The sequence below is a fragment of the Pseudomonas sp. SA233 genome (genome assembly GCF_054792385.1).
Genome location: NZ_CP096449.1, coordinates 574000 through 597705, shown reverse-complemented (window position 1 = coordinate 597705; position 23706 = coordinate 574000). Strand labels below are relative to the sequence as shown.

General features: G+C 62.8%; 20 protein-coding genes and 1 tRNA gene. 8 read left to right on the top strand and 13 right to left on the bottom strand.

Annotation, left to right across the window (positions count from 1 at the left end; genetic code table 11):
- Positions 1 to 116 precede the first annotated feature (116 nt).
- Both M1D87_RS02755 and M1D87_RS02750 read left to right on the top strand, forming a co-directional pair.
- On the top strand, positions 117 to 611 hold the full coding sequence (locus tag M1D87_RS02755; protein ID WP_123085283.1) for a DUF3299 domain-containing protein: 495 nt from the start codon (positions 117 to 119) through the stop codon (positions 609 to 611).
- Between the two features lie 109 nt (positions 612 to 720).
- Positions 721 to 1404 (top strand): OmpW/AlkL family protein, encoded by a 684-nt coding sequence (locus M1D87_RS02750; protein WP_013970664.1) that lies wholly within the window; start codon positions 721 to 723, stop codon positions 1402 to 1404.
- Here the strand turns inward: M1D87_RS02750 and M1D87_RS02745 are convergent.
- Positions 1392 to 2597 carry an MFS transporter gene (locus tag M1D87_RS02745; RefSeq protein WP_123085284.1) on the bottom strand — a complete coding sequence of 402 codons (1206 nt, stop codon included), beginning with the start codon at positions 2595 to 2597 and terminating at the stop codon, positions 1392 to 1394. The genes M1D87_RS02750 and M1D87_RS02745 overlap by 13 nt on opposite strands.
- Before the next feature lie 102 nt (positions 2598 to 2699).
- Here M1D87_RS02745 and M1D87_RS02740 point away from each other — a divergent pair, with 102 nt between their 5' ends.
- Positions 2700 to 3143 (top strand): winged helix-turn-helix transcriptional regulator, encoded by a 444-nt coding sequence (locus M1D87_RS02740; RefSeq protein WP_013970662.1) that lies wholly within the window; start codon positions 2700 to 2702, stop codon positions 3141 to 3143.
- Between the two features lie 130 nt (positions 3144 to 3273).
- Here the strand turns inward: M1D87_RS02740 and M1D87_RS02735 are convergent, their stop codons facing one another.
- On the bottom strand, positions 3274 to 4206 hold the full coding sequence (locus M1D87_RS02735; protein WP_013970661.1) for an NAD-dependent epimerase/dehydratase family protein: 933 nt from the start codon (positions 4204 to 4206) through the stop codon (positions 3274 to 3276).
- The gene (locus M1D87_RS02730; protein WP_024086179.1) at positions 4199 to 5083 is read right to left on the bottom strand and encodes a sugar nucleotide-binding protein; all 885 of its coding nucleotides are present in this window, start codon (positions 5081 to 5083) and stop codon (positions 4199 to 4201) included. The genes M1D87_RS02735 and M1D87_RS02730 overlap by 8 nt, the downstream gene beginning before the upstream one ends.
- Positions 5084 to 5347: 264 nt before the next feature.
- On the opposite strand from M1D87_RS02730, the gene M1D87_RS02725 reads away from it, so the two are divergent.
- Positions 5348 to 6388, top strand: coding sequence for a Fe(II)-2OG oxygenase family protein (locus M1D87_RS02725; protein WP_123085663.1), 1041 nt, complete (start codon positions 5348 to 5350; stop codon positions 6386 to 6388).
- A 17-nt stretch (positions 6389 to 6405) separates the two neighbouring features.
- On the top strand, positions 6406 to 7200 hold the full coding sequence (locus M1D87_RS02720) for a TSUP family transporter (RefSeq protein ID WP_013970658.1): 795 nt from the start codon (positions 6406 to 6408) through the stop codon (positions 7198 to 7200).
- Positions 7201 to 7208: 8 nt separating this feature from the next.
- Here the strand turns inward: M1D87_RS02720 and M1D87_RS02715 are convergent, their stop codons facing one another.
- Positions 7209 to 8018: a helix-turn-helix domain-containing protein gene (locus M1D87_RS02715; protein WP_015268762.1), complete on the bottom strand. Its 810-nt coding sequence runs from the start codon at positions 8016 to 8018 to the stop codon at positions 7209 to 7211.
- A 178-nt stretch (positions 8019 to 8196) separates the two neighbouring features.
- On the opposite strand from M1D87_RS02715, the gene M1D87_RS02710 reads away from it, so the two are divergent.
- Together M1D87_RS02710 and M1D87_RS02705 are read left to right on the top strand one after the other, a co-directional pair.
- The gene (locus M1D87_RS02710) at positions 8197 to 9639 is read left to right on the top strand and encodes an alanine/glycine:cation symporter family protein (RefSeq protein ID WP_102083500.1); all 1443 of its coding nucleotides are present in this window, start codon (positions 8197 to 8199) and stop codon (positions 9637 to 9639) included.
- 71 nt (positions 9640 to 9710) lie between these two features.
- Complete coding sequence (locus tag M1D87_RS02705; RefSeq protein WP_123085664.1) at positions 9711 to 10700, top strand: asparaginase; 990 nt, start codon at positions 9711 to 9713, stop codon at positions 10698 to 10700.
- A gap of 38 nt (positions 10701 to 10738) precedes the next feature.
- On the opposite strand, the gene M1D87_RS02700 is transcribed toward M1D87_RS02705, so the two are convergent.
- The 9 genes from M1D87_RS02700 to M1D87_RS02660 all read right to left on the bottom strand — a co-directional run bounded on the left by M1D87_RS02700 (position 10739) and on the right by M1D87_RS02660 (position 21783).
- A tRNA-Sec gene (locus tag M1D87_RS02700) sits at positions 10739 to 10834 on the bottom strand.
- 6 nt (positions 10835 to 10840) lie between these two features.
- The gene (gene selB, locus M1D87_RS02695; RefSeq protein ID WP_123085665.1) at positions 10841 to 12763 is read right to left on the bottom strand and encodes a selenocysteine-specific translation elongation factor; all 1923 of its coding nucleotides are present in this window, start codon (positions 12761 to 12763) and stop codon (positions 10841 to 10843) included.
- A complete protein-coding gene (gene selA / locus M1D87_RS02690) occupies positions 12760 to 14187 on the bottom strand; it encodes an L-seryl-tRNA(Sec) selenium transferase (protein WP_102083502.1) in 1428 nt (475 codons plus the stop codon). The genes selB and selA overlap by 4 nt, the downstream gene beginning before the upstream one ends.
- Before the next feature lie 158 nt (positions 14188 to 14345).
- The gene (fdhE, locus tag M1D87_RS02685; protein ID WP_102083503.1) at positions 14346 to 15266 is read right to left on the bottom strand and encodes a formate dehydrogenase accessory protein FdhE; all 921 of its coding nucleotides are present in this window, start codon (positions 15264 to 15266) and stop codon (positions 14346 to 14348) included.
- A 4-nt stretch (positions 15267 to 15270) separates the two neighbouring features.
- Positions 15271 to 15927, bottom strand: a complete 657-nt coding sequence (locus M1D87_RS02680; protein ID WP_013970651.1) for a formate dehydrogenase subunit gamma — start codon at positions 15925 to 15927, stop codon at positions 15271 to 15273.
- Positions 15924 to 16874: a formate dehydrogenase subunit beta gene (gene fdxH, locus M1D87_RS02675; protein ID WP_061551342.1), complete on the bottom strand. Its 951-nt coding sequence runs from the start codon at positions 16872 to 16874 to the stop codon at positions 15924 to 15926. Before fdxH ends, M1D87_RS02680 begins: the two co-directional genes overlap by 4 nt.
- Positions 16874 to 19942: a formate dehydrogenase-N subunit alpha gene (fdnG, locus tag M1D87_RS02670; protein WP_148043881.1), complete on the bottom strand. Its 3069-nt coding sequence runs from the start codon at positions 19940 to 19942 to the stop codon at positions 16874 to 16876. The genes fdxH and fdnG overlap by 1 nt, the downstream gene beginning before the upstream one ends.
- A gap of 272 nt (positions 19943 to 20214) precedes the next feature.
- Positions 20215 to 20976, bottom strand: a complete 762-nt coding sequence (locus M1D87_RS02665) for an SDR family NAD(P)-dependent oxidoreductase (RefSeq protein ID WP_102083506.1) — start codon at positions 20974 to 20976, stop codon at positions 20215 to 20217.
- A 21-nt stretch (positions 20977 to 20997) separates the two neighbouring features.
- Positions 20998 to 21783, bottom strand: coding sequence for a TSUP family transporter (locus M1D87_RS02660; RefSeq protein WP_102083516.1), 786 nt, complete (start codon positions 21781 to 21783; stop codon positions 20998 to 21000).
- A gap of 199 nt (positions 21784 to 21982) precedes the next feature.
- On the opposite strand from M1D87_RS02660, the gene M1D87_RS02655 reads away from it, so the two are divergent.
- Positions 21983 to 23365, top strand: a complete 1383-nt coding sequence (locus M1D87_RS02655; protein WP_123085764.1) for an aminotransferase-like domain-containing protein — start codon at positions 21983 to 21985, stop codon at positions 23363 to 23365.
- Positions 23366 to 23706 lie beyond the last annotated feature (341 nt).

The window sequence follows — 23706 nt, the reverse complement described above, 5'->3', positions numbered from 1 at the left end:
TCGCGGGCACGCCCGCTCCCACAAGGTCCACCACAAGCTTCAAAGCCTATGCAGGACCTGTGGGAGCGGGTTCACCCGCGAAGAGGCCAGTACAGGCAGTACAACTGCTACTGGTCATGCTGCTTTCGCTGGCATCGCCCACCTGGGCCTCGGAACCCCGCGAACTTGACTGGCCCGCCCTCATCCCCGAAGGCGCCCCGGTCATCCCGCCCCAACTCGCGCCGTTGCACGACATGTCGCAGCTCAGCAACGCCCTGTCCGCCGAGTCCGCCCCGCCGGCGCGCCAGCAGGCGCCCGATGCACCAGTGGTAAAAAGCCTCGACGGCCAGCAGATCAAACTGCCCGGCTACATCGTACCGCTGGAGGTGAGCGAAGAAGGCCGCACCACCGAATTCCTGCTGGTCCCCTACTACGGCGCGTGCATCCACGTGCCACCGCCACCGTCGAACCAGATTGTGCACATCTTCAGTGAAATGGGCGTTCGCATAGAAGACCTCTACCAGCCCTACTGGATCGAGGGAAAGCTGCAAGTTAGAGGCTCCAGCAGCGAACTGGCCGATGCCGGCTACCAGATGGAAGCCGAGAAAATATATGCTTATGAGCTGCGATGAGAACTGTTTCGAATTCGTGACGACGCTTCGTTGAGCTGGGTCAAGCTTTCCGTTCAGACGCATCCGTACCATTGGACTACTCGATTACTCACGTCCTCTGGGAGCTTCCATGAACAAGTCCTTGCTCAGCGCCGCCCTCGCGGCCCTGGCGCTCGCTACCCCTGTTGCCAACGCCCACCAGGCAGGCGATGTCATCGTCCGTGCCGGCGCGATCACCACCGCGCCCAACGAGAGCAGCGGCGACCTGAAATTCGACGGCAACAAAGTCTCGGGCACCAAGGCAACCCTGGACAGCGACACCCAGCTGGGCCTGACCTTCGCCTATATGCTCACCGACCATGTCGGCCTGGAGCTGCTGGCGGCCACCCCGTTCAAGCATACCGTTGGCGTCAAGGGCCTGGGCGGCGGCCTGGACGGCAAGCTGGCCGACATCAAGCAGCTGCCACCGACCCTGTCGCTGCAGTACTACCCGATGGAACCGACCTCCAAGTTCCAGCCGTACGCCGGTGTCGGCATCAACTACACCCTGTTCTTCGATGAAGACCTCAGCAGCGCCCGCAAGCAGCAAGGCTTCAGCAACCTGAAGCTGCAGGACTCGGTCGGTTTCGCCGGCCAGCTGGGCATGGACTACATGATCACCGACAACCTGCTGGTCAACGCCGCGGTCTGGTACGTCGACATCGACACCAAGGCCAGCGTCGACGGCCCGTCCGCACTGGGCTACAGCAAGACCAAAGTCGACGTCGATGTCGACCCATGGGTGTACATGGTCGGCCTTGGCTACAAGTTCTGACCTGAACACTGCAGGGCGGCTTCGGCCGCCCTCGCGCGTTGCAGCCATAACCAGTACCCCAGCGCGACCGCGCTGATGCCCATCCCGAGCCCACACACCGCTGCCCAACCCCAATGGGCATACACCCAGCTCGCCAGCACTGCCCCCACTCCACTGCCAAGCGAATAGCAGCACATGTAGGCGCCGATCAAACGGCTGGCCATTGCGCCACGCCCGGCCAGCAGCAGGCTCTGGTTGGTGACATGCACCGCCTGCACGGCAAAGTCCAGCATCAGCACACCCAACCCGAAGGCCATCAGTGAATGCCCGACGAAGGCCGTGGGCAGCCATGACAGCACAAGCAGAATCAGCGCTACCCCGGTGGTGCGCTCCCCCAGCCCCTGGTCGGCCAGGCGACCGGCGCGCGCTGCCGCCAATGTGCCGGCAACACCCGCCAGGCCGAATAGACCGATCGCGGTATGGCTCAGCTCCAGTGGCTCGGCACTCAGGGGCATGACCATGGCACTCCAGAGCACGCTGAACGCAGCGAAGATCAACACGCCGAACAACCCGCGCTGACGCAGCAGCCGGTCGTGCCGGTACAGCCTGAACTGGGCAACGATCAGCGCCCGGTAGCCAGACTGCAGCGACACCGGTTGCCCCACGGGCAGGCTGCGCCACAGCACCAGGGCCAGCAGCATCAACAACCCGGCGGTAATCAGGTACACGCTGCGCCAGCCAGCCAGGTCGGCAAGCCCGCCCGAGACCAGCCGCGCCAGCAAAATGCCCAGCACTATGCCGCTGGTGACGGTGCCCACGGCCTGCCCTTGCTGGCCGGGGGCGGCAAGGCTCGCTGCATGCGCCACCATCAACTGCACCATGACCGCCATCAGCCCGGTGATAGCCAGGGCCAGCAGCAATAGCGCCCAGTTGGGCGCCATGCCTACCCCAACCAGCGCCAGGGCCGAGAACAGCAACTGCCCGAGCAGCAGGCGCTTGCGGTCGATCAGGTCACCCAGCGGCACGATCAGCAACAACCCCAGGGCGTAGCCCGCCTGGGTCGCGCCAACTACCCACCCGATCTGCTGCTGCGCCACGCCAAGGTCAGCGGCCATCGACTCGAGCAGAGGCTGGGCGAAATACACTGTCGCCACAGCCATGGCACTGGTAATGGCCAGCAGCAGGGTTATCCAGCGTGTCAGTGCAGGGTTCATCGGGCTGTTCTCGTCAATCTGGTTTCGAATTGAAACCACATGCTGGCTATTTAGCAAATGTGGTTTTAATCTGCAACCAGATGATCACGAAAGGCCCCGTCCATGCTCGATGAAAACAATGCGCAATGCCCCGTAGCCCGGGCGCTGGAGGTACTGGGAGACCGCTGGGCGCTGATGATCCTGCGCGACGCATTCGATGGGCTGCGGCGCTTCAGTGAATTCCAGAAGAACCTGGGGCTGGCGAAGAACATCCTCGCCTCACGGCTGAAGTGGCTGGTGGAGAGTGGGCTGCTGACGCTGCAGCCGGCGTCGGATGGCAGTGCCTACAAGGAGTATGTGCTGACCGAGAAAGGGCGATCGGTGTTCCCGGTGGTGGTTGGCTTGAGGCAGTGGGGGGAGCGGTTTCTGTTCGAGGCGGGCGAGGTGCGTTCGGAGTTGGTGGATAGTGATACGGGGCAGGCGCTGGAAACACTGCAGGTGCGGGCCCGGGATGGGCGGGTGCTGGCGGCAGGGGATTGCCTGCGAAAAGTGGTGCGGCATGAGTGATTCTGGGGCTGCTGCGCAGCCCATCGCGACACAAGGCCGCTCCTACAGCGATCGCGCCAGGCCGAGGTTGCGCGATCGCTGTAGGAGCGGCCTTGTGTCGCGATAGGGGCGCAAAGCGCCCCCAAGAATTTCAGCCCTTGCCCAGAAGCCGCGACAAGCCCTCGACCATCGGCGTCGCCTGCGGAAACTCGAACCGCGCCAACAAGCGCTGGTTATCCGCCCGCGAATGGCGAATGTCACCCGAACGTGCCGCCACATAGCTGACCGCCGGCAAGCTACCCACCACCTTCTCAAGCGCTGCCAGCAACTGGTTGAGCGAAGTGGCCTGGTTGAGGCCGATATTCACCGCGCCCTCCTCGACCTGCGGCTGCTCCAGCGCCTGCACCATCACCTGCACCAGGTCGCCCACGTAAAGGAAGTCCCGGGTCTGCTCACCATCACCGAACACGGTAATCGGCAAACCCTGCACAGCACGTTGGGAGAAGATGCTGATCACCCCGGAATACGGCGAGGACGGGTCCTGGCGCGGCCCGAAGATATTGAAGAAGCGGAACACCACCGGCTCCAGGCCATGCTGGCGACGGTAGAAGTCCAGGTACTGCTCACTGGCCAGCTTGTCCACGGCATACGGGGTCAGCGGCGCCTTGGGGGTGTCTTCGGCAATCGACTCGCCTTCACCATTGTTGCCATACACCGCCGCACTGGAGGCGAACAGCACCCGGCGCAGCCCATGCACGCGCATGGCTTCGCACACGTTGAGGGTACCGATGAAATTGCTCTGGTGGGTCCGCACCGGGTCCTCGACCGAGGCCTGCACCGAGGCCACCGCTGCCAGGTGCACCACGGCACTGCAGCCAGCCGTAACCTGCGTGACCAGCTTGGCATCGGCGACATCACCTTCAACCAGTTCCAGCCGAGGGTGGTCAACCTGCAGGTTGCCCCGCTGGCCAGTGGAGAAATCGTCGAGAATGCGTACGGCGTAGCCTTTCTCCAACAACGCATCGCACAGGTGGGAGCCAATAAAGCCGGCACCGCCGGTGATCAGGATGGGGGCGTCAGCCATGGCGGTAGAACCGGTCCAGTAGAGGCGGCAAGCCGGCGCGCCAGGCGCGCGGCTTGATGCCGAAGGTATGAAGGATTTTCTTGCAGGCCAGTACCGCGTGCTGCGGCTCTTCGCTGGCATCCGGCCGTGCGGCATGTGCCTGCGGCGTCGGCGCCTGCACGGCCAGCTGCCGGTACTGGCCTGCCTCGGCGAGGATCGCCTGGCCCAGCGCCAGCGGCGTGGTCGCTTCGTTGCCGGCGTAATGGTAGGTGCCCCACAGCGGCGCACTGCAATCGAGTTGTTTGAGCACCGACAGGATCACCCGGGCGGCGTCGTCGACTGGCGTAGGGTTGCCACGCCGGTCATCGGCCAGCAGCAGCTCCTGGGGTTGCTCGGCGCGGGTCAGGAAGCGGCCCAACGCCCCGTCGATGCTTTCGTCGAGCAGCCAACCAAAGCGCAACAGCACGTGTTGCGGGCAAGCCGCGCGAACGCTCTGCTCGATGCGCCACAGGGCCTGGCCACGCAGGCCCAGCGGTACCGGCTCGTCCTTTTCGCTGTAGGCCGTGGCCCGAGAACCATCGAACACCCGGTAGCTGGATGGCTGAACCAGGGTGATCTGGTGGTGCTGGCACAGCTCTGCCAACCGCTCCACAGCCCGCTCCTGCTGGGCCAGGCGCTGCTCACTGACCGACTCGGCCTGGAACCAGTCGAAGTAATAGGCCAGGTTGACCAGTGCATCGGGACGATGATCGTCGAGCAGCTGGGTGAGGCTGGCCGGCGTCCAGCCGTTCTCGGGCGGGCGCGGAGCCAGGAATGCGATGTCCTCCTCGGCCCCAAGACGAATCAGCGCTTGCCCGAGGGCATTGCCACCACCCAACAGCATTAGGCGCATACGCATAGAGTCAGCAGATCCGGAGAGGTTGATTGAAGGAAAGGGGTCATTTTGCGGTTTCCGGGCGGGGAAGTCCAACACCGGACCCGTTCGATGCCACAGGCGGTACTGAATTCAAAGTTCCACCGTTCAATACCGCAACACGCAGAAATCTCCTACGACATACCAGGAACGAGCTGACTTCCGCGCAACAGCACAACCGCATTGAATAGTTGACTCCCCCACTTGCCAACCGGGGAGCTTCACAAAAACAAGTACAAGGAACGTTCAATGCCTCACTCGGAAGCTGCATACCTGGATTTCAGCCCGGAGCAAAGCAAAGCCATAGCCTTTGCAAGCCAGACAATTGCTGACCTGGGTGGCCCAGAGGCCAAAGGAGTAGCACTTCAGGCTCGTATATTCGCCGATCAACTCGAGCAAGCCTTGAGCGTGGAACAGCGTGGGTTGCTACAACGCTTCAGTGAAGGCAAGCTATCTGCCTTGATGTACAGGCATATGCCTTGTGCCGACGAGCCAATACCAGAATATCTGCCCCACATTTCCGCCCTGGCGCAAAACCCACACTGCCAATACCTTGCCTCACGCAATCAACTACTGCTGGAGCTCGTGCGCCACCGCAGTTTCGCCTTCGATATAGATAACGAGGGTAAGCAGGTTCGCCTGGTAGGCAACTTCAAGGGCGGTGGCCGCATTCCGCGACTCGACGAAGATCCCTGCCTGAAAGTTGAAACCAGCTCGCATGCGGGCTTGCGCTTGGGGCCGCACACTGAAGCGCCCTACAACTGCTCGACAATTTCCAGCAACGCTCACTCCCCTGCTCCCTCTGCACTGATTCTGACTGCGCGCTGGAACCCCGCCAATGAACCTACGCATGTCTTCCCGCTCCGGGGAATCATTGAACGCTTGGGTAGCATGGGCACACTTGCACTGACTTCAGCGTCTTTCGACTTCACCCGCAGTGACTGCTTCGGTCACGGACAAGGCAATGCAGGCAAAGCAGTTTCAATACTGCAATTCGAGCCAAATGGTGGTTTCTCTGTTCGTTACAATAGCTATCGCTTCAGTCTGAATGAACGCGCCTGCAGCGCTGCTGCGCGCGCTTTCGACTCCTTTCAAAAAATACTGGATACCACACAACCGTTGGCGTTTGTCCTGCAGCCTGACACCGCACTACTGATCAACAACAGCCGAGCCTTGCACGGCCGCGACATGGTTCAGGACAACCGGCGCCTGCTTATCCGTCAATTCGGATATTCCCCCTTCGCCGAACCGCTGGTGCTCGCTGAAGACCCGCTGCTGGTGCGTGGCTGATCATAGGAAAACACGCAATGATCGAATTAGATTTAACGCTTGTTCTGACCCTCGCACTGGTGGCACTGATGGCCGGCTTTTTCGATGCTATCGCCGGTGGCGGGGGCCTGATCACGCTCCCGGTGTTGTTCATTGCCGGTATCGAACCCTTGGCGGCAATTGCCACCAACAAGTTCCAGGCGGCTTCGGCTACGGTTTCGGCTACGTGCGCCTTCGCCCGCAAAGGCATGATCGACTGGAGACAAGGCAGTCCAATGGCTGTCATGTCGTTTATCGGAGGGGCGTTGGGTGCCTTGTCGATAACTTACGTGCCCAAAAGCGTTCTGCAGGCGTGCGTTCCACCTCTGCTGATCCTGATAGCCGCCTACTTTGCCTTCAGTCCAAAGCCGAATGAACAAGCGCGCAAGGCAAAGATATCGACCAGCCTGTTCTGCATTACGGTTGCACCAATCATTGGCTTTTATGACGGGATCTTCGGCCCTGGCGTCGGCTCGTTCTTCATGCTGGCCTGCGTGATCCTCTTGGGCCAGCACTTGATACAAGCCGTGTGCACCAGCAAGCTATTGAACGCAGCCTGTAATCTGGGCGCGTTGTCAGTCTTTTCACTGAGCGGGGCGATCATCTGGCCGCTGGCACTGGCAATGGCATTCGCTGCTTTTGTGGGGGCTCAACTGGGCGCACGCTGCGCAGTACACTTTGGCCCCCGTCTGATCAAGCCGTTGCTGGTCTGTGTCTGCTGCATCATGGCAATCAAGTTGCTGCTCGACCCAGGCAACCCTGTTGGCGAGTGGTTACATCAACTTGTTCTCTGAAAAAAGCATCACTCGATTTCGAACAGACTGTTACGCAACGGCCCCACGCTAAGGCGCTCACGCACATCGTCATCTATGCGTGGATCATCCGGCTGGTACAGTTTTACCTGCCGGTAGACATTGATGCGATTGATCTCCTCTCCCAGGTAGTCCCACACAACCCGAGTGCAGGCCGGGTTTCGCCGGTCTCCGCTGGATACGCCGGCCTTCAGGCCGTTGAGCCGGGTAATGCGGCTTTTGAAACTGGGGATGAGGATAGTCTGGCTCATCTCGTTGAACGTCAGCGACTCGTAATCGACCAGGAACATCCGGTCCTGCAGCTGGAACGCCGCTCCCAGATAGCGACAACGCACCTCGGCATGGGGGTTGGTGGCGCTGGAACGCTCCTGGCGTTCCTGGCGTTCGAAAAGGAACTGCCCGCGCTCCTCCCACAGGTGCACCAATGACACCAGGACCGTACCCGGAACCGACATGCAGTTGGAATATTCCAGGTAGTAACCGCAATAGCGCGACAGGTTCCCCGCATGGGCGTGCAACGGGCGGAACAGATCACTGATCGGGTCGCCAGGCTGCTCGGCCGGGGTCGACACGCGGGCACCTATCAGGCGGCTGAACTGCTCGGGTGGCAAATTCAATTCGTAATCTTCGACCCCGAAGAAATCGCCGATGCGCTTGAGGTTGTAGGCCGTCGGGCGGCTTTGCCCACTCAGGTACTTGTTGAACTGCGCGCGGTTGATCGACAGCTGGCGGCAAACTTCGGAGATAGAGCGGTAGTGGCTGCAGGCCAGTTTAAGGTTGGTAGCGAAATGATCGCTCATGACTCGGGACTCAGGTGACGCGAATGGCGCAATTGTAGCATCAAGTTGCACCAAATCAGAGCAACCCGCGAAATTGTAACCGCTCTTGTCATAGCCAACCATGCGCCCCACGAATAGCGGTGCGCCTGCCGTCCGCTGATCTTTCCACACGAACAATAAGAATCGAGGTCATTTTCCAATGCTCGAAGTACTCAACGATTTCCTCTCGGGGAAACTTCTCATTGTGCTGATCGTAGGGCTGGGTAGCTACTTCACTATCCGCTCCCGGTTCGTCCAGTTCCGCCACTTCGGCCACATGTTCGGTGTGTTCAAGGAATCGCTGCGTGGCCAGGCAGGCCAGCTGAGCTCCTTCCAGGCCCTGATGCTGAGCCTGGCTGGCCGCGTTGGTGCCGGTAACATCGCCGGTGTCGGCATTGCCGTGACCCTGGGTGGCCCAGGCGCCGTGTTCTGGATGTGGGTCACCGCACTGGTGGGTATGTCCAGCAGCTTCTTCGAATGCACCCTGGCCCAGGTCTACAAGCGCGCCGATGGCGACGGCCTGTACCGTGGTGGCCCGGCGTACTACATCCAGCACGGCCTGAAGCTGAAAAGCATGGCCATCGTGTTCTCGGTCCTGCTGCTGGTCACCTACGGCTTCGCCTTCATCGGCCTGCAGTCGTACACCGTGACTCACTCGCTGCAGAACGCCTTCGCCTTCGACCCCAAGCACACCGGCATCGTCCTCGCCGTGCTGCTGGCCATCACCTTCATCGGCGGCATCAAGCGCATCGCCGCGGTGTCGGACCTGCTGGTACCGGTCAAGACCCTGGCGTACATCGGCGTGACCCTGTACGTGATCGGCACCCAGATCGAGCACGTGCCAGCCATGCTGGAAACCATCTTCAAGAGTGCCTTCGGCCTCGACCCGGCGTTCGGCGGCCTGCTCGGCAGCGCCATCGTCATGGGCGTGAAGCGTGGCGTGTTCGCCAACGAAGCGGGCCTGGGCAGTGCGCCAAACGTCGCAGCCGTGGCCGCCGTGAAACACCCGGGTGCGCAGGGCGTTGTCCAGGCATTCAGCGTGTTCCTCGACACCTTCGTGATCTGCACCTGCACCGCGCTGCTGATCCTGCTGTCGGGCTTCTACACCCCGGGCTTCGAAGGTGACGGCATCGTCCTGACCCAGAACTCGCTGGCCGCCGTGGTTGGTGACTGGGGCCGCGTGTTCGTCAGCGTGGCACTGTCGCTGTTCGTGTTCACCTGCATCCTCTACAACTACTACCTGGGCGAGAACAGCCTGCAGTTCCTCAGCCGCAATCGTGTGGTACTGATGGTATTCCGTGGCCTGGTACTGGCGCTGGTTGTATGGGGCTCGTTGCAGGACCTGTCGACTGTGTTCGCCTTTGCCGATATCACCATGACCTGCCTGGCCTTCGTCAACCTGGTGGCCCTGGCCCTGCTGTTCAAGGTCGGCCTGCGGGTGATGCGCGACTACGACGACCAGCGCAAGGCGGGCGTCGACCAACCGGTGTTCGACTCGGCCAAGTTTGCCGACCTGGACCTGGATCGCAATGCCTGGCCTGCCAATCCGCAGGTGGAAACAGCCACTGACAAAGCAGTCGGCGAAGTCCAGACTCAACGCTGATATTCTCCCCTGCCAGCCGCCCCGTCCGTGGGCGGCTTACCTTCTTCCGCTCACCGCTACGGATACTTCCCATGCGAGCAGTAAAGAATCTCCTCGTGCTCTATACCGGGGGCACCATCGGCATGCTCGAAACCCCCGAAGGCCTGGCGCCCGCCGGTGGCTTCGAAGCACGCATGCGCGAACACTTTGCCCAGTTGGCCGATGCCCCCCACGTGCAATGGACCTTGCAGGAACTGAACCCGCTGCTCGACAGCGCCAACATGCAACAGCACAACTGGCTGGCGATGCGCGATGCAATCGTCGCAGCGGTAGAGGTGGCTGGCCATGATGGCGTGCTCGTGCTGCATGGCACCGACAGCCTGGCCTACAGCGCCGCGGCGTTGTCGTTCCTGCTGCTGGGCCTGCCGGTGCCAGTGCTGCTGACCGGCTCGATGCTGCCGGCAGGTAGCGCGGACAGCGACGCCTGGGGCAACTTGTGCGGCGCACTGCGCCAGTTCGAACAAGGGCTGGAAGATGGCGTGCAACTGTACTTCCATGGGCAGCTGCTGCATGGCTGCCGGGCGTCGAAGCTGCGCAGCGAGGCGTTCGATGCCTTTGCCGCGCTGCCGCGCCATCGTGACAGTGAGCGCGCAACGGCGATCCCTGCCGAGCTTGGCTACAAGCACCCGCGCCAGCCGGTCAACCTGGCGGTAGTGCCGGTGTTCCCGGGCCTGCAGGCCGGGCATTTGCAGGCACTGCTGGGCAGCGGCGTGCAGGGTTTGCTGCTGGAATGCTACGGCAGCGGAACCGGGCCGTCGGATGACCAGGCGTTACTGGATGTGCTGAGCGCCGCACGCCAGCGGGGTGTGATGCTGGCAGCTATCAGCCAGTGCCCTGAGGGGTCGGTGGTGTTCGATACCTATGCGGCGGGTAACCGCTTGCGCGGGGCCGGGCTGGTCAGTGGCGGGGGCATGACCCGGGAGGCGGCGCTGGCCAAGATGGTTGCGTTGCTGGGGGCCGGGCTGGATGTCGAAACGGCAGAGCGGTGGTTTGCCCTGGACCTGTGTGGGGAACGGGCCTGAGTGTTGCCGGCGATAGGGCCCTGACAGGCAAAAGAAAATGGCGGAAGGCAGCGGGAGTCGAACCTGCCCGGGAACGGCTGCCGTCCCCAACCGGGTTTGAAGCCCGGCCGCGCCACCGGGCGCGATTGCCTTCCTTGAACTCAGTGCCTGGCCTGCTGCTGGGCCAGGGCGCTGTCGGCGCGAATGTGACGCTGATCGGCCACCCTCCGGGTCAGGCCGATGCGGTCGAAGTACTCCAGAATCTGCACGCTGCGCTTGCGACCGATGCCCAACATATCGCGAAACGCGGCAACCTGCACTATCGGCGTTTCACTGGCCTGCCCCAGCAGCAGCTCTGCCATGCGCTGTAGCGTCGCCTCGGGGTAGAACAGGTCGCGCACCACCTGGTGCACCAGGCCCAACCGGGCCAGCTTGCGCAGCAACAGGCGCACATCGGCTTCGGCACAATTTTCCTCGCTCGCCAGCGTCCGGACCCAGGGCGGATCGTATTGCCCCGCCAGCAACTTCGGTTGCAGACTCGCCCATAATGCACTGTCGGCTTCGCTCAACTGCACCTTGTGATCGGGCAGGTGCAGCCAAGGCCCGCTGCTGGCAATGGCGCCGTCTTCGAGCAACTCATCCAGCAGGCTGACAAAAGCGGGCCGCTCCAGCGGCAAGGCAGCAAAGCGGCGCAGGCGGTCGCGGTCCGGGCCGAGCTGGTCGGGCTCCTGTTCATGGAACCGCGCCAGCTGCTCCAGCACCTGGCGCTTGAGCGACTGCCACCGGGCACTGGCAAACAGCAGTTGGCCCTGCCGCGTGGCCACCACCAGCACATCTTCCGGCAACTGCCAGGTTTCGCGCAGGCGATTGAACTGCCGTTCCAGACGTTGCGGGTCGATACCCCCGGGTGCGCTGGCAAGCAGTGCCGGCAAGGCCTGCTCCAGGTCCTCGGCATCACGCAGCACCTGCAATTGGCGCAGGCGCTCATCACTGCGACGCTGACGGCTTGGCGCGAACGGATCGAGTACCTTGCCGCCCCCCAGTGTGCGCTGGGCACGCTGATCGCGCAGCACCAAGCGGTCGCCGTGTACCGCCTGCAGCGGCGCATTGAGCAGCAACTGGGCGAACATGCGCTGGCCTGCCACCAAGGTTTCACCCTCAAGCAAGGCTACCCGGGCCGTTACATCCTGGGTGCCCAGGTGCACGTGCACAGCGCTGAAATGCTCGAAGGTACGGGTCTCGCCAGGCAACAGGTTCAACTCGATATCCACCCGCACGCTAGGCGCATGCAGCCACTCGGGCACCAGCCAGTCTCCCCGGCGCACCTGCTCCACCGCCAGGCGTTCGGCAGCAATGTTCAGTGCCACCCGCTGGCCCGCTTCGGCCACCAGTGCGGCCTGGTTCTGCGCATGCAGGCCACGCACCCGCACCGGTTTGCCGGCCTTGCCCAGTAACAAGGTGTCACCGGCACTGACCCGCCCGGCCAGCGCCGTGCCCGTGACCACCACACCCGCACCGGTAACGGCAAAGGCGCGGTCGACGGCCAGGCGGAAACCGCCGCGCACGCTGCGCTGGCACACGCGCTGTTGCGCGGCCAGCAAGGCCTGGCGCAAGGCATCGATACCTTCACCGGTCACACTGGACAACGGAAACTGCCGCGCACCGGCATATGGGCCCGGCGTCAGAAGTTCGCTGACCTGTGCCTGCACTTCGGCCAGGCGGGCCGGCTCTACACGGTCGCATTTGCTGATCGCCACCAGGGCTTGTGGGATGCCCAGCAACTCGACGATCGCCAGGTGCTCACGGGTTTGAGGCATCACCCCGTCGTCGGCCGCGACTACCAGCAGCACCAGATCGATGCCATGGGCGCCGGCCAGCATGTTGTGGATAAAGCGCTCGTGACCGGGCACGTCGATGAAGCCGGTCAGCGCTGCGCCCTCGGTCAACGCCGCATAGCGATAGCCAAGGTCGATGGTCATGCCACGGGCGCGCTCCTCCTGGCGCTGGTCACCGGCCTGGCCGGTCAGGGCCTGGAGCAGTGCGGTCTTGCCGTGGTCGATGTGGCCGGCGGTACCAACGATCACTGTACCGGCCCCAATTGCAGGGCGGGCAACTGAGCCAGCCACTGGGCCTCGTCATCCAGTTGGCGCAGGTCCAGCCACAGGGCGTCATCGTCGATTCGGCCGAGCACTGGCACGGGCAGCCCGCGCAAGGCACGCTCCAGTACATGCAGGCTGCGCCCGCGCAACTTCTTCGACACCTGCGGGCGCAGGCACAATGCCGCGCTTGGCAGGCGGGCCACCGGTTGGCTGCCACTGCCAATCATGCCCAACGCCGGCTCCACACTGACCGCCCATTGCTCGCCGAGGCGGGCTTTGATTTCAGGGGCCAGGCGCTCGGCCTGGGCCTGGATTTCTGCCTGGCTGCGGGTCAGCAGGCGCAGGCTGGGCAGGCGCTCGGCCAGGCGGTCGGGGTTGCGGTACAACGCCAGCACCGCTTCGAGTGCGGCAAGGGTGATCTTGTCGACCCGCAGCGCGCGCTTGAGCGGGTTCTTCTTGATTCTGGCGATCAGCTCCTTGCGCCCGACGATGATTCCGGCTTGCGGCCCGCCCAGCAGTTTGTCGCCGCTGAAGGTGACGATATCGGCGCCGTCAGCCAGGGCTTGGCGCACGGTCGGCTCGGAGGGCAGGCCCCAGCGGGTAAGGTCAAGCAGGCTGCCGCTGCCAAGGTCTTCAAGCAACGGCAAGTCATGTTGGTGGGCGATACGCGCCAGCTCGGCGGTGGGCACCTGGGTAGTGAAGCCCTGAATGCTGTAGTTGCTGCAATGCACCCGCATCAGCAGGCCCGTACGCGGGCTGATGGCGGCCTCGTAGTCACGGGCGTGGGTGCGGTTGGTGGTGCCGACTTCGTGCAGCTTCACGCCGGCGCGGGCCATGATGTCGGGGATGCGGAAGGCACCGCCGATCTCGATCAGTTCACCGCGGGAGATGATCCCCTCCTTGCGCGCACCCAGGCTGTTGAGCGCCAGCAGCACGGCGGCGGCGTTGTTGTTGACCACGGTGACGGCTTCGGCGCCTGTCAGCTCACGGATCAGGCCCTCGATCAGGTCGTCACGGTCGCCGCGCTTGCCGGTGGCCAGGTCGAACTCCAGGTTGAGCGGGTAGCGGGCGGCGGTCTGCATGGCTTCGATGGCCTCCTCTGGCAACAGGGCGCGGCCGAGGTTGGTGTGCAACACGGTGCCGGTGAGGTTGAACACTCGGCGGACCTGGCTGCGTTGCTGGGTGGCCAAGCGTTCGCCAGTGCGGCCCAACAGGACTTCAGCGGCCAGTTCGGCGGCGCTGAGCTGGCCGGTGCGGGCGGGGTCGCGCAGGTCGTCGAGCAGTTGCCGCAGGGTGGCGAGGACCGCGTCGCGACCGTGGCGGTCGATCAGCGGGAGGCAGGCTGGGTGGCGCAAAAGGGTGTCGATGGAGGGCAGGCGTGGGGTGTCGCTGGCTAGGCTGGAGGACATGCGGTACTACCTTGGACTGATCCGTTGTCTGTACTGGCCTCTTCGCGGGTAAACCCGCTCCTACAAGGGCCGCGCAAGCCTAAAAAGCTGCGCGGGCCCTGTGGGAGCGGGTTTACCCGCGAAGAAGCGACTCGGTCTTACAGTGTAGACACTCTCCATTACCCGGGTGCGAGCATCAGGTTCGGTGCCAACCGATGGAAGCCCTCCTCGTCCAGGCGGATGTCCAGTGCCAGGCTGGCCAGGTCATCGGCCAGCGGCTCGGCCGCCGCATCGTTTTCCAGGTAGTTCTGCTTCAGGTAGCTCTCGCACTCCGGGCAGCACTCCGCCCGTAGCGGCGCCTTGCCCGGCGCATGGCGGTCATCGTCAAGGCTGGTATAGCGCAGGTCCTTGCTCGACTCGCAGTACACGCATTTGACCCGCACCACATGCCATTCGCAGGCACACAGCGAACAAGCCAGGTAGCGCAGGCCATTGTGCTTGCCGCGGTTGCGCACCACCCCGGCCATCGCCGGCGAACCGCAGGCCGGGCACTGGGCCAGGCTGTCGGCGGGCTTGAGCTCTGGTGCGGGCAGCGCCAGCAACCAGCTGGACCAGGCCGCCTGCAAGGCCGCACCAATGAACGGCACCAGCGCCGCAGGCACGGCATCGTACTGACCGGCAAGCAAGGCGATGCCCCAACCCTTGCGTTGACAGTCGTCACTGCTGCGCAGAACTTGCAGCGCCTCCCCTAATGGACCGCTGGCCTGCGGATTGAAGTGCTCGAGCAAGGCCTGCAACCAGACCAGCCACGGCCCTTCACGCACCAGGCTGTCCGCCGCCAGTGGCGGCAAACCATGACTTATGCACAGGCGCTGACGCTCCTCTGCCACCGGCATGCCAGCGGGCGGGTTATCCACAAGCTGCTGCTGGATACGGCACAAACGAGCCACCAGCTTCAGGTATTCGCCAAGGGCATTGCCCTCGGCCAGCTGCTCCAGGCGCGCGGCGCGCAGTTCGAACAGGTTGGCAGGGGGCAGGTGCAGAAACGGCGGCATCACTGCCGACGCTTCGATCTGCCCAGGTTCGAGTATCGTGCTCAAGCGCTCATCCTTCTTTTCGTCCGTGATTGCCCGGCGTCTTGTCACCAGTCACTTCGCGGTACCACAACTCATGGTGCTTGCGCGCCCAGGCGCGGCTGACCCAGCCATGCAGCATGGCGCCGATCGAGCCCTTGATCCAGATACCGGCGTAGATGTGCACGATGATGCTGAGGATCAGCACGAACGCCGCCAGGGCGTGGAGCAGCGCAGACAGGCGAATGACCTCGATGCCGAACAAATGGCTGAAGTATGCGCGCCAGATCACCACGCCGCTGACCAGCAGAACCAGCATGCACACCAGCAGGGTCCAGAACAACAGCTTCTGCCCGGCGTTGTACTTGCCGATCGGTGGCACACCCTCCTCCTTGTTGAGCATCACCCGGTCCACCCGGCGCAGCCACAGTCGGTCATTGGCAGTGATGAAATTGGCGCGCCAGAAACGCAGCACCAGGCCGAGGAAGAACACGAACATCGCCACCCCGAGGAAGGGGTGCAGGATGCGTGTCCACGGGCCACCGCCGAATAGGTTGCTGAGCCAGAACAGCGCCGGATGGAACAGCGCCAGCCCCGACAGGCCAGCCAGGATGAACAGGATCGCGACGACCCAGTGGTTACTGCGCTCGTTGGCGTTGTAGCGCAGGATGGGTTTGTTGTCGTTCATGGTCGCTGCTCCCCTTGCCCACCGGGCTTGGTCGGATCATAGACATGGACCGACGGGTCCACCTGGTGCACGCTTTCATCCGCGGGTGTCGGGTGTTCGTCCTCCTCCACCCGCTGTGGCCCCACCCGCACATAGTGGAAGAACCCGGCCAGCACCGCAGCCCCCATGGCCAGCAGCGCCAGCGGCTTGGTAAAGCCCTTCCACAGCCCCACCAGCGGGCTGATCACCGGCTGGTCCGGCAGGCCGGCGTACAGCTTCGGCGTGTCGGCATGGTGCAGCACATACATCACGTGGGTGCCACCGACGCCGTCCGGGTCGTACAGCCCCGCCTTGTCGTAACCTCGCGACTTGAGATCGACGATGCGCTCGGCAGCATGCACCTTCATCTCATCCTTGGTGCCGAACACGATCGCCCCGGTCGGGCAGGTTTTCACGCAGGCCGGCTCCAGGCCCACGGTCACGCGGTCGGAACACAGGGTGCACTTGTACGCCTTGTGGTCCTTCTGCGAAATACGCGGGATATTGAACGGGCAACCGGTGATGCAGTACCCACAACCGATGCAGTGGTCCTGGTTGAAGTCGACGATGCCGTTGGCGTGCTTGATGATCGCTCCCGGGCTCGGGCACGCCTTCAGGCAACCTGGCTCGGCGCAGTGCATGCAGCCATCCTTGCGAATCAGCCACTCCAGGTTGCCGTCGTCGCGCTCGTGCTCGGTGAAGCGCATCAGGGTCCAGGTCTCGGCGGTGAGGTCCTGGGGGTTGTCGTAGGTGCCGTAGTTGTGGCCGACCTCGTCACGCAGTTCGTTCCACTCCGAACACGCCACCTGGCAAGCCTTGCAGCCGATGCACTTGGTGGTGTCGATCAGCTTGGCGACTTCCTGCTGCTGGCGTACCGAAGGCGGTACGGTGGTGGTGGCCGAGCGGGCGATGATGTCTTGGCTGGCCATCAGAGTTTCTCCACTTTGACGAGGAACGACTTGGACTCTGGCGTCTGGGTATTGCCGTCACCCAGGAAAGGCACCAGGGTGTTGGTCAGGTAGCCATGCCGCGTAGCCCCGGTGAAGCCCCAGTGCAGCGGGATGCCGATCTGGTGCACGGTCTGGTTGTTGACCTGGAGCGGGCGAATCCGCTTGGTCACTACCGCCACCGCATCGATATGCCCGCGCTTGCTCGATACCCGCACCCGGTCACCGGCCTTGATACCTTTCTCGTTGGCCAGCACCTCGCCGATTTCGACGAACTGCTCGGGCTGGGCAATGGCGTTGAGCCGGCAATGCTTGCTCCAGAAGTGGAAGTGCTCGGTCAGCCTGTACGTGGTCGCCGCGTACGGGAACTCGTCGTGCTTGCCGAGGGTGTCCCACACCGAGTCGAACACCCGCCCGGCCGGGTTGCTGGTGGCCTTCTTGTTCTGCGGGTGCAGCGGGTTGATGCCAATCGGCGTCTCGAACGGCTCGTAGTGCTCGGGGAACGGGCCTTCGGCCATCTTGTCGATGGCAAAGAACCGCGCCACGCCTTCGGGGTTCATGATGAACGGGTTCATCCCCGCCTCGGGCGGCGAGTCGACCTTGAAGTCGGGCACGTCGGTGCCGGTCCAGGCCTTGCCGTTCCACCACACCAGGCGCTTCTTCTCCGGGTCCCACGGCTTGCCTTGCGGGTCGCTGGAGGCACGGTTGTAGAGGATGCGGCGGTTGGCCGGCCAGGCCCAGGCCCAGTTCTGCACCTGGTGCATGCCGTACGGGTCGCTGTTGTCACGGCGAGCCATCTGGTTACCCTGCTCGGTCCAGCTGCCGGCGAAGATCCAGCAACCGGACGCAGTGCTGCCGTCGTCCTTGAGCTGGCCAAAGCCCGCCAGTTGCTGGCCGGCCTTGAGCACTGCGCCAGTCGGATCGGTGACGTCCGTCACCGCCCAGCCGTTCATTTCCTTGGCCAGCTCCTCCGGGGATGGCTCTTCAGGGACCTTGTATGGCCAGTTGATGTTCATCAGCGCGTCAGGATAGGCGCCGCCTTCGGCCTGGTAGCGTCGGCGCAGGCGCAGGAACAGCTCGCTCATGATGTGAACGTCGGTGCGGGTCTCGCCCGGGCCGTCGGCGCCCTTCCAGTGCCACTGCAGCCAGCGGCTGCTGTTGACCAGCGAGCCGTCTTCCTCGGCGAAGCAGGTGGTGGGCAGGCGGATCACTTCGGTCTGGATGTTGGCCGTGTCGACATCGTTGAACGGCCCGGCGTTGCGCCAGAACTCCGAGGTCTCGGTGGCCAGCGGGTCCATGATCACCAGCCACTTGAGTTTGCTCAGGGCGGCAGTGACACGGTTCTTGTCCGGCAGCGCGGCAATCGGGTTGAAACCTTGGCACATGTAGCCGTTTACCTTGCCCTGGCTCATCATCTCGAACATGCGCAGCACGTCGTAGGCCGGCACATCAAGCTTGGGCAGCCAGTCGTAGCCCCAGTTGTTCTCCGCCGTGGCATTGGCGCCGTACCACGCCTTCATCAGGCTGACATGGAACTTGCCGTAGTTCTGCCAGTACGACAGTTGGCCAGGACGCAGTGGCTTGGAGGCGCGCTTGTCGATATAGGCGGCATAGTCCTGCTCGGCATCGCCGGCAAGGGTCAAGTAACCCGGCAACGAGTTGGACAGCAGGCCGAGGTCGGTCAGGCCCTGGATGTTGGAGTGCCCGCGCAAGGCGTTGACCCCGCCACCCGGCATGCCGACGTTGCCCAGCAGCAACTGCACCATGGCCGCACTGCGGATGATCTGCGCACCGATCGAGTGCTGCGTCCAGCCCAGCGCGTAGAGGATCGTCATGGTCTTGCCCGGTACCGAGCAGGTGGCGATCTCTTCCCAGATCTTCAACATGGCGTCCTGCGGCATGCCACAGGTCATGCTTGCCAGTTCCGGTGTATAGCGGCTGTAGTGCTGCTTCATCAGCTGGAACACGCAGCGCGGGTGCTGCAGCGTCGGGTCAACCTTGGCAAAGCCGTCTGCACCCAGCTCGTAACCCCAGCCGGACTTGTCGGCATACACGCGCTTGGCCTCGTCGTAGCCGCTGAACAGGCCATCCTCGAAGCCATAGTTCTCTTTGACGATGAACGACACGTCGGTGTAGTTGCGCACGTACTCGTGCTGGATCTTGTCGTTGCTCAGCAGGTAATTGATCAGCCCGCCCATGAAGGCGATGTCGGTACCGGTACGGATCGGTGCGTAGTAGTCCGCCACCGAAGCGGTACGGGTAAACCGCGGGTCGACCACGATCAGCCGCGCCTTGTTGTGCGCCTTGGCCTCGGTCACCCACTTGAAGCCGCACGGATGCGCTTCTGCTGCGTTGCCACCCATCACCAGGACCAGATTCGCATTGGCGATATCGGACCAGTGGTTGGTCATGGCGCCACGGCCGTACGTCGGGGCAAGACTTGCCACCGTCGGGCCATGTCAGACACGAGCCTGGTTATCGAACCCCAGCATGCCTGTTGCGCGGATGACCTTGTGGGTCAGGTAGCCGGCCTCGCTGGAGGCGGCGGAAGCAGCAAGAAAACCGGTGGTAAGCCAGCGGTTGACCGTTTGCCCCTGGGCGTTCTTTTCGATGAAGTTGGCGTCGCGGTCCTGCTTCATCAGGTCGGCGACGCGATCGAGCGCCTCGTCCCAGCTGACCCGCACCCACTCCTTGCTGCCCGGCTTGCGTACCTCGGGGTATTGCAGGCGGCTCGGGCTGTGGATGAAGTCCAGCAGGCCGGCACCTTTCGGGCAGAGGGTGCCGCGGTTGACCGGGTGGTCGGCATCACCTTCGATATGGATGATGTTCTGTTTGACGTTCTTGCCCGCATCGCCCTGGCTGTACATGATCAGGCCGCAGCCGACCGAGCAGTAAGGGCAGGTGTTACGGGTTTCTTTGGTATGCGCCAGCTTGAAGTGACGCACCTGCTCGGCAAATGCTGGTGTCGGGGCCATGCCCAACGCCGCAAGGCTCGAGCCTCCAAGGCCGACGGCGGCGACCTTGAAGAACTGCCGACGGTTCAGGTCCATCGTGCACTCCTGATCAGGTGGTGGACGCACGGAACATGGCCGGCGCCTCTTGGTAGTCACGGTGGCGGCCAATTGATGGCCGCCAACAGTTAAGACTAGCCAAGAATCGAGAAGGTGCGATGACATGGGTCAGCTGAAGGCGCTGTGCTGCCTGATTCGCGGGTGAACCCGCTCCCGCAGTTACTGCACATGCCCGAAGCAGGGCGCTATTCCTGTGGGAGCGAGCGTGCCCGCGAACACCGGCAACGCCGGTGCCATCCACCACCGGCCGATCAGCAAAGCGGCAGGTTGCGCACCACGTTCAGCGCCGCACTGCTCTGGGCCACCGGCATGATCTCGATGGTATTGATGTTCACATGCGCCGGCTGCTCGGCAATCCAGGCCACCGTGGCCGCGATGTCCTCGGGCAGGATGGCCTCCACGTCCCGATACAGCGCCTGCACGGCATCCAGATCACCGTTCAGGCGCACCACCGAGAAATCGGTCCCCGAGCACAGCCCAGGCTCGATGTTGCTCACTCGAACGCGGGTGCCCGCCAGATCGGCGCGCAGGTTGAGGCTGAACTGGCGAACGAAGGCCTTGCTGGCGCCATACACGTTACCGCCCGGGTATGGATAGGTGCCGGCGATCGAGCCGATATTGATGATCATGCCGCTGTCAGCTTCCACCATCTGCGGCAGGATCTTGTGGGTGACCATGGCCAGGCCAGTGATGTTGGTGTCGATCATCCGCTGCCAGTTTCCCGCACTACTGGCCTGGGCACGGTCCACGCCCAGCGCCAGCCCGGCATTATTGACCAGCAGGTCGATCTGCAGTGACGCATCAGTAATCTGCTCGACCGCCTTCTCGAGCGACACCGGGTCGGTGACATCCAGCGCCAGCGGAATGAAATTGACGCCCAGCTCGGCAGCCAGCGCTTGCAGCTTGTCCATGCGCCGGGCGCCACCGATCACGCGGTAGCCTTTGCCGATCAAGGTACGGCAGATGGCGCGGCCAAAGCCCGAGGAGGCGCCGGTTACGAATGCGGTTTTCATCAGTTGTCTCCTATGGAAGGGTCAGGCCAGGTACTTCACGCCCAGGCTGGTGAACAGGCAGAGCATCGAGAACACCAGCGCCTTGCGCACCACTTCGTTGCCCTTGCGCAGGGCCAGTGCGCTGCCCAGGTGGTTACCGAGGATGTTGCAGGCCACCAGCGGCAACGCCAGCAGGTAGACGACCTTGCCGGCAATGACGAAGGCCACCAAAGCGCCGATGTTGGATGCGAAGTTGAAGGTTTTTGAATTGGCCGAGCTGGAAACCAGGTCCATGCGCAGCAGGTAGTGGAACGCGATGATGAACATGCTGCCGGTACCCGGGCCGAAGAAGCCGTCGTAGAAGCCGATGGCCAGGCAGGTCAGCGGCACCAAGGTGAAGAGCATGCGCGATGACAGTTCGCGCTCCTCGACCAAGCGGTCCTTGGGGGTGAGGAAGATGAGGATGCCGAAGGGGATCAGCGCCAGGATGATCTTGCCCACAGCTTCCTGGGAGATCGAGACGATCAGGTGCGCTCCCAGGTAGGCACCGAGCAACGAGAATGGCACGCCGACCAGCGCCACCTGCCAGACCATCTTGCTATTGGCCAGGAAGTTGCGAATGGCTGCCAGTGTGCCAAGGGTACTGACCAGTTTTTCCTGGCCGAGGGCAACCTGCGGCGGCATACCGACCAGCAGAAAGCCCGGCACCAGGAACAACCCGCCGCCACCGGCAATGCTGTCTACGAAGCCGGCAACGAAAGCGATAGCCCCAAGCATGAGCACCGCCAGCAACCAGTGTTCCGCCCAGAAAGCGCCCAGAATTTCCATAGCGAAGTCCATCCAGTGGAGTGTCCTGCCAAGCACAACGCAAGTGTGCATGTCCCAATCAGCGCGATGATTGTAATTACAAAAATTGAATCGATACAATATCGAATTAAATCGACTCAATGGCGAAGATTGCCATCATTACCCGCATCTTGGCTTTCATGTTAGGCTGCGCGCAATTGCAGAATCTGGTGCCATTTCCATGTGGGTCCCTCAATACGGCGATCAAACCCAGCCGGTTTACCTGATGATCGCTAATGCCCTTGAACAGGACATCGAAAGTGGTCGGCTTGCAGCAGGCGATCGTTTGCCCACCCTCAAAGACCTTGCCGAGGCACTGAATGTAACCCCCGGCACCGTTGGAAGAGCCTACGACGAAGCCGCCAAGCGCGGCCTGGTGGTTGGAGAGGTAGGCCGTGGCACATTTGTCAGGCAGTTGCGACAGCGGTTATCCGCCCCGTCGGTGCCTACACCAGTTACTGGCGAAAGCAGCCAGATCGATCTCTCGATCATCAAACCCAACGACGCCCACATGAGTGAGTGGCTGGGTACGGCGATCAGCGAGCTGGCCACCTCTGCGGACCTGCGACAGGTACTCGACTATGTGACAGAAGGTGGTCACACCTCCCACAAACAAGCAGGTGCAGACTGGATTCGGCGCTGGCTGCCTGATGCGCGCTGGCAACAGGTTGTACTGACCTCTGGCGCGCAGCATGGACTATTGGTGGCCATCAGCAGCCTGTCGAAGAGCGACGATGTGGTGCTGTGCGAATCGTTCTGCTACCCAGGCATCATCTCCCTGGCCCACAGCATGGGCCGCCGCCTGCGTGGCGTGGCCATGGACGAGCATGGCCTTATTCCCGAGGCATTGCGCGCGGCCTGCCTGGAGCATCGCCCTTCCCTGCTGGTGTGTGTCACCACCCACCAGAACCCCACCAACTCGATCATGCCCCACGCACGGCGCCAGGCCATCGCAGAGATCGCCCGCGAGTTCGACCTGTTCATCGTCGATGACGATATCTACGGCTTCCTTGAACCCGCACCGGATTACCAGCCACTGGCGGCGTATGCGCCAGAACGTTCGGTGTATCTCACCAGCCTGTCCAAAAGTGTGCTGCCGGCGCTGCGTATCGGTTACCTGTACGCCCCACCGCAAACTCTCTCGCGGCTATCGTCGATGGTACGCAGCAGCGTCTGGATGCCATCGCCGTTGATGGCACAACTGGCCAGCAACCTGATCAACAGCGGCATGGCCGACCAGTTGGTTCGAGAACAACAGGAAGAGGCGGCCGCGCGCCAGCAAATGGCCCAGGAGATCCTTGGCAAGTACAAGATCCGCAGCCAGCCCAACAGCTTCCACATCTGGCTGGAGTTGCCCGAGCCGTGGACCAGCGACGAATTCGCCAACCTGGCGCGTAACAACGGCGTCACTGTAGTCAGTGGCAGCCAGTTCCTGCCAGAGCGCAGCCACGCCAGCTGCGGCGTGCGCATCGCCTTGATGGCCCCCAGCCGTCAGGAGTTGGGCTTTGCCCTGACCAAGCTGGTCAGCTTGCTGGACTCGCCGGAGCCGCGGTTGTTCTATTGATCAGGCTCGCTACTGGAGTGGCAGTCGGTACCAATTCATTCTCGGGCAAACCCGCCCACAAAAAGGTACGCGGCACCGCCCATAAAAAAACCCAAGACATCTGCCTTGGGTTTTTGGTTTTTTGCCAGCTGCTTAACGGCTTGGATCAGAACGGTAATGCCGACCTCTTTTCAGTTACCAGCCACTGAGTGAGTGAGTGAATCGACGGACTGACGGGGCCTGGATGGCCATTTAACATGAAGAGATAGATAGAAACGTAAAGAATTTCGTAAGGTTTTTACGTATCAGCGGGGCAAAACCTTACATTTACCCCTTTCAACTGCCGTAGGCACTCATCCGCC

Coding starts and splice junctions, on each gene's coding strand:
- M1D87_RS02755 (WP_123085283.1), top strand. CDS start 117: ATGCTGCTTTCGCTGGCATCGCCCACCTGGGCCTCGGAACCCCGCGAA.
- M1D87_RS02750 (WP_013970664.1), top strand. CDS start 721: ATGAACAAGTCCTTGCTCAGCGCCGCCCTCGCGGCCCTGGCGCTCGCT.
- M1D87_RS02745 (WP_123085284.1), bottom strand. CDS start 2,597: ATGAACCCTGCACTGACACGCTGGATAACCCTGCTGCTGGCCATTACC.
- M1D87_RS02740 (WP_013970662.1), top strand. CDS start 2,700: ATGCTCGATGAAAACAATGCGCAATGCCCCGTAGCCCGGGCGCTGGAG.
- M1D87_RS02735 (WP_013970661.1), bottom strand. CDS start 4,206: ATGGCTGACGCCCCCATCCTGATCACCGGCGGTGCCGGCTTTATTGGC.
- M1D87_RS02730 (WP_024086179.1), bottom strand. CDS start 5,083: ATGCGTATGCGCCTAATGCTGTTGGGTGGTGGCAATGCCCTCGGGCAA.
- M1D87_RS02725 (WP_123085663.1), top strand. CDS start 5,348: ATGCCTCACTCGGAAGCTGCATACCTGGATTTCAGCCCGGAGCAAAGC.
- M1D87_RS02720 (WP_013970658.1), top strand. CDS start 6,406: ATGATCGAATTAGATTTAACGCTTGTTCTGACCCTCGCACTGGTGGCA.
- M1D87_RS02715 (WP_015268762.1), bottom strand. CDS start 8,018: ATGAGCGATCATTTCGCTACCAACCTTAAACTGGCCTGCAGCCACTAC.
- M1D87_RS02710 (WP_102083500.1), top strand. CDS start 8,197: ATGCTCGAAGTACTCAACGATTTCCTCTCGGGGAAACTTCTCATTGTG.
- M1D87_RS02705 (WP_123085664.1), top strand. CDS start 9,711: ATGCGAGCAGTAAAGAATCTCCTCGTGCTCTATACCGGGGGCACCATC.
- selA (WP_102083502.1), bottom strand. CDS start 14,187: ATGTCCTCCAGCCTAGCCAGCGACACCCCACGCCTGCCCTCCATCGAC.
- M1D87_RS02680 (WP_013970651.1), bottom strand. CDS start 15,927: ATGAACGACAACAAACCCATCCTGCGCTACAACGCCAACGAGCGCAGT.
- fdxH (WP_061551342.1), bottom strand. CDS start 16,874: ATGGCCAGCCAAGACATCATCGCCCGCTCGGCCACCACCACCGTACCG.
- M1D87_RS02665 (WP_102083506.1), bottom strand. CDS start 20,976: ATGAAAACCGCATTCGTAACCGGCGCCTCCTCGGGCTTTGGCCGCGCC.
- M1D87_RS02660 (WP_102083516.1), bottom strand. CDS start 21,783: ATGGAAATTCTGGGCGCTTTCTGGGCGGAACACTGGTTGCTGGCGGTG.
- M1D87_RS02655 (WP_123085764.1), top strand. CDS start 21,983: ATGTGGGTCCCTCAATACGGCGATCAAACCCAGCCGGTTTACCTGATG.